Source organism: Ectobacillus sp. (assembly GCF_056992975.1).
On the sequence record NZ_JBXKMX010000043.1, the window covers coordinates 1 to 5,283 of the forward strand.

Genomic DNA, 5,283 nt, shown 5'->3' on the forward strand with positions numbered 1-5,283 from the left:
CGGGTTTGTAAGCCATGGCATGTCTGAATCAAAACATGGTGGAGTATGCTGGTATAACATGATCAAATTAAGAGAGGGTATGAATTGATATTTTTACCCTAATCCATTGTTATAATCCTCTCTGTGAGTTTCCCCTATCTATATAGTAAAAAAGTGTTGCATTTCATTTGAATTCACGATAATATACCTTACAGGGTATGGTTTAAGGTTGAGATCTTACGAAAGGATGTCCCTTAAGAACCCGACTAAACATGAAAAATAATAAATGAAAAAGAATGAATTCATGGAGGGAAATAAGATGAAGGTTGCGATTATTGCCGCAAATGGCGGTATGTTCGATGCGTACAAAGTATTTAATATTGCGACAGCTGCAGCTGCAACAAATGGAGAAGTGAAAATTTTCTTTACGTTTGAAGGTTTACAGCTTATTCATAAGGAAGGACTTCATCATCTGCCAATTCCTGCTGGTAAGGAGCAAATCCAAGAAGGATTTAAACAAGCAAATGTACCATCTGTTGCGGATCTTGTGGAGATGGCACAGGATTTAGGAGTTACTTTTATTGCTTGTCAGATGACAATGGATGTTATGGGACTTACGAAAGAAGACTTTGTAGAAGGTATAGAAGTAGGGGGAGCTGTCACGTTCCTTGATTATGCTAAGGATGCAGATGTTTCTTTATCTTTCTAAAGGAAGTTTATCATAGGGGTATTTATAATAAATATATTGTGCCGTTTTATATACCTGCACCGGTATATAAACGACATCTAGAATTTGTGAACATAAGGGAGAGTCTTGCATGATTAAAACGGACGTCTTGTTAGATGCAAAAGGTTTATCTTGTCCTATGCCAATTGTAAAAACAAAGAAAGCAATTGATACGATGATGCCTGGTCAAGTAATTGAAGTGCAAGCTACGGATCATGGTTCAAAAGCAGATTTAATTGCCTGGGCAGCAAATACCGGTCATCAATACATTGGATTGGTGGAAGAGGGGAATGTGTTAAAGCATTATTTGCGAAAGGCAAGTGCTGGTAGCGAAAAAGAGGAAGAAACGTATCCACATGTGATTACGAATGAGCAATTGGAAAGTAAGCTAGAAGATAATTGCTTTCTCTTAGATGTCAGAGAGCCTGCAGAGTTTGCTTTTGGTCATATTCCTGGCGCAAAGTCGATTCCATTTGGTGTTTTAGAAGAGAAAATGGAAGAGCTTCCGAAGGATTGCAGCATGTATATTATTTGCCGTACGGGTAGAAGAAGTGACTTAGCTGCGCAGCTTCTTTCTAAAAATGGTTTTTCGGATGTTGTAAACGTCGTACCAGGGATGTCAATGTGGTCAGGTAAGCTGGAAAAAAGTACAGAAGAATAAAGGGAAGACTCCATCAGCTGTACAAAGCTGATGGGTATTTATACGAAAAATTATACCATAGGGGGTACTTGGTCAATGATAGAAGTAACTTCTGCTGAAATCGTGGAGAAGCTTTTAGAAAAAGAAGATCTTTTCATTTTAGATGTTCGGAATGAAAGTGATTATAACGATTGGAAAATAGAAGGCGAAAACGTAACTTCGATTAATGTGCCATATTTTGATTTACTTGACGGGGTAGAGCCTGTATTAGATAAATTGCCAAAGGACCGCGGTGTGCTAGTTGTTTGTGCAAAAGAAGGCTCATCGAAATTTGTTGCGGAGATGCTAGAGGAAGCAAATGTGCCGAATGTGTCGTACTTACAGGGCGGAATGAAGACTTGGAGTGAATATTTGTACCAAGCAAAGGTATATGAAGATGAAGCTGTGAAAGTATATCAATTTGTCCGGGTAGGAAAAGGCTGTCTTTCCTACATGATTTTATCAGGAAAAGAATCTTTGGTTGTTGATGCTTCTCGTTTTGTAGAGGCTTACGAACAGGTAGCGAAGCAAGAGGGTGTAGCGATTTCACACATCGTAGATTCGCATCTTCATGCTGATCATATCTCTGGTGGCTATACACTCGCGCAAAGTACTGGCGCATCCTACTATTTAATGAAGAGTGAAGGTGCGACGATTTCCTTCCTACCACTCGAGGATTATAGCAAGATTAACTTTGCAAATGTAAGTCTAGAAGTGTTAGCTGTGAAAACGCCTGGACATACCCCTGGTAGTGTATCATTCCTTATGAACGATAAGCTATTGTTCTCTGGAGATACGATTTTCGTCGGAGGATTAGGACGCCCAGACCTAGGTGGAAAGGTAGCTGAATGGGCTGCAGACTTATACGAGACTGTGTATGAGAAAGTAGCGGAAATTGCGGATGATGTTATCGTTCTTCCTAGTCACTATGCAAACCTAGATGATGAAATAAATGGTGCAGGCTACATCGGAGATACACTTGGAAACATTCGGAATCGTAATGAAATGATGCAAAATAAAGAGAAAGCAGATTTTATTGAGCAAGTGGTTCAAAATGCGAATACAGATACTCCTCCTAACTTCGAAGAAATTGTAGCCATTAATCGTGGGGAGCTTGCGGTATCTGTAGAAAAGCAACAAGAGCTAGAGATTGGACCAAATCGCTGTGCTCTTCACCACTCGTAAAGAATTGGAAATGAGGGATAATATATGAATTCGGATAAATTACTGGATGTAAAGGGCCTGTCTTGTCCCATGCCTATTGTGAAAACAAAAAAGACGATTGATGTAATGGAGGAAGGTCAAGTTCTTGAAGTTCATGCAACTGATAAAGGCGCTAAAAAGGACTTAGCAGCATGGGCAAAAGCAACAGGCCATGAACTGCTTCATCAAGAGGATGATGAAGAGGTATTAAAGTTTTGGATTCAAAAGGCGTAATTCGTTTATACATCGATTTACTAGCAGTGGTGTAAACAATCTCACTGCTAGTAATTTTTGAGGATCTATTTTCACATCACAGGGGGAAAGTAAATTGAGTATCGGTTTCGTACTCCTTATTTTTGTGCTTGGATTTGTCGGTTCCTTTTTGTCAGGGATGCTAGGAATTGGGGGCGCCATTATTAATTTCCCAATTTTATTATATGTTCCGGCACTGCTTGGCTTTTCATCCTTTTCTGCTCATGAAGTAGCAGGTATTGTAGCCGTTCAAGTATTCTTCTCCACGTTAAGTGGTGCATGGTACTATCGGAAAAGTGAATATGTAAATAAAGCTCTTGTCTTATCTATGGGAAGTAGTATTTTAATTGGAAGCTATATTGGAAGTTATGGTTCAAAACTGATTAGTGAAGCACAAATCAATATATTGTACGCTGTCTTAGCAACAATTGCTGCCATTATGATGTTTGTTCCAAGAAAAGGATTAGATGATGTGTCGCTTCAAAAAGTGACCTTTAATCGTTGGATTGCTGTGATTTCATCCTTTATTGTAGGAAGCGTTTCCGGGATTGTCGGTGCAGGCGGAGCCTTTATCCTTGTTCCCATTATGCTTGTTGTATTAAAGGTGCCGACACGGATGACGATTGCTTCTTCCCTTGTCATTACGTTCATATCGAGCATTGGGGCAACGACAGGTAAATTAATGACGGGTCAGATTGTATGGATTCCGGCTGCTATTATGGTAATCGCTAGTATACTAGCCTCTCCGCTTGGGGCAAAAATGAGCAAAAAAGTTTCGGCTAAAATGCTACAAGGTATTTTAGCAGCATTAATTTTGGCAACGTCCTTGAAGATTTGGATTGGTATGTTGTGATTTTGCAAGATTAGGATGGTCGTTGTAAAGACCTTTACGATACAAAAGGTATAATTTTCTCATGACTATTGAGGAAATTATACCTTTTTTTTAGAAGATTTTCGAATCGTATAGTTTTCAAGGCGGGAATCTAGCTTTACAATGTGAGCGAAGAATTGCTGAATCGGAACACTTAATAACTATTGGCAGATTCAAAATAAATTTACACGATTTGCAAAAGGATTATTGCTCATTCCATAGAACTACATACTACATATCAGAAAGGGGGAGAACGAGCTGCTCGCATCCTTATTAACGCATGCTACCTATCCAGTCGTCTTAACAGGTGCAGGTATGAGCACGGAATCAGGTCTTCCTGATTTTCGCTCGGGGCAAAATGCACTTTGGAAAAATCGAAATCCGTTAGAATTTGCATCTGTGCAGGCGATGCAAAACAATCGACCTGAGTTTATTGCTTTTTATCGTAGTCGTATCAAGGCGCTTCGTGAAGTTCGTCCTCATCAGGGATATGAGATTCTTGCAAACTGGATACATAGCGGACGTGTGAAAGCGATTATTACGCAAAATGTGGATGGTTTTCATTCTTTATCAGGTACCGAGCATGTTGCCGAGCTGCATGGTACACTTCGTACATGTCACTGTCACAGCTGCGGGAAAGTATATACGAGTAATCGGTTTACTGATTCAGAGGATTTGATTTGTGAATGCGGTGGCTTTGTTCGCCCTTCGGTTGTTTTATTTGGCGAGAATCTTCCTGAGGAGGCACTGTCCTTTGCAGAAGAGGAAAGCAGGAAAGCGGATTTGTTTCTTGTTTTTGGCACCTCTTTGGAGGTAAGTCCTGCCAATCTCTTTCCGCAAATTGCTAAGCGAAACGGGGCTTCGTTAGTCATTGTGAACCGTGAGCCTACACCACTCGATGCCATTGCCGATTTTGTCATTCAGGACCGGAATATCGGGGATGTTCTTCGCGAGGTAAAGCAGAATTTGTCTTTTTGAAAGAGGGGATCTTACTTTGTTCACCCTCTTTTTTTTGTGCCCTTTTTCCTTTCTACATAAACTGATAGAATAAAAGAAAAACCAAGATGGGATATTCAGGGGGAAAATAAATTGCAAAAGAGAAAGGCGTATTCGGCGTATCGTAAACTCGTGTTGACAGGAGGAGCCTTGCTGCTTATAGGGTTACCAGTTCAAGCAGCGGATAATCCTCCTATAACAAGTGTACAGGAAAACCAAATTGTTGCGTGGACGAGCGGGAATGGCATTTGGTCTCTGCCGTATGGATTATCAGGTGCTAGCTATGTTGGCCAGACGAATGATTATGCCGGACAAGAGGTCCAGCTTGTTCAGAAAATGACGGTGGGCACTGTGCTTTGGTCTCAGTTTAGTATAAATGGGAAGGTGGTCGGCTGGCTCGATAGCCGGGCACTTAGCCAAGTAACAAATTTTGAAACTATGAATCAGGCAGAGGTAATGGGGGCGACGAATGGAAATGGCATTTGGTCGGTTCCATATGGCGTGCCGGGTGCGAATTATGTAGGATTAACAGATTTGTATGCATACCGAGATATTCAAGTCATCGAAAGTGCGATG

7 protein-coding genes are annotated in these 5,283 nt (G+C 40.7%); all 7 read left to right on the plus strand.

Going from position 1 to position 5,283, the window contains the following annotated elements:
* Positions 1-298: 298 nt before the first annotated feature.
* Positions 299-688, plus strand: a complete 390-nt coding sequence (locus AC11ZT_RS01810) for a DsrE/DsrF/DrsH-like family protein (protein WP_484057968.1) — start codon at positions 299-301, stop codon at positions 686-688.
* A gap of 109 nt (positions 689-797) precedes the next feature.
* Positions 798-1,367, plus strand: a complete 570-nt coding sequence (locus AC11ZT_RS01815; RefSeq protein ID WP_484057969.1) for a sulfurtransferase TusA family protein — start codon at positions 798-800, stop codon at positions 1,365-1,367.
* Positions 1,368-1,442: 75 nt separating this feature from the next.
* Entirely contained in the window at positions 1,443-2,570 is a 1,128-nt protein-coding gene (locus tag AC11ZT_RS01820; RefSeq protein WP_484057970.1) for an MBL fold metallo-hydrolase, read from the plus strand.
* Between the two features lie 24 nt (positions 2,571-2,594).
* The gene (locus AC11ZT_RS01825; RefSeq protein WP_484057971.1) at positions 2,595-2,822 is read left to right on the plus strand and encodes a sulfurtransferase TusA family protein; all 228 of its coding nucleotides are present in this window, start codon (positions 2,595-2,597) and stop codon (positions 2,820-2,822) included.
* Between the two features lie 94 nt (positions 2,823-2,916).
* Positions 2,917-3,693 carry a sulfite exporter TauE/SafE family protein gene (locus AC11ZT_RS01830; RefSeq protein ID WP_484057972.1) on the plus strand — a complete coding sequence of 259 codons (777 nt, stop codon included), beginning with the start codon at positions 2,917-2,919 and terminating at the stop codon, positions 3,691-3,693.
* Between the two features lie 276 nt (positions 3,694-3,969).
* Entirely contained in the window at positions 3,970-4,689 is a 720-nt protein-coding gene (locus AC11ZT_RS01835; protein ID WP_484057974.1) for an NAD-dependent deacylase, read from the plus strand.
* Positions 4,690-4,800: 111 nt separating this feature from the next.
* Positions 4,801-5,283: GW domain-containing glycosaminoglycan-binding protein (locus AC11ZT_RS01840; protein ID WP_484057973.1), on the plus strand; the 483-nt coding region annotated here is incomplete at its 3' end.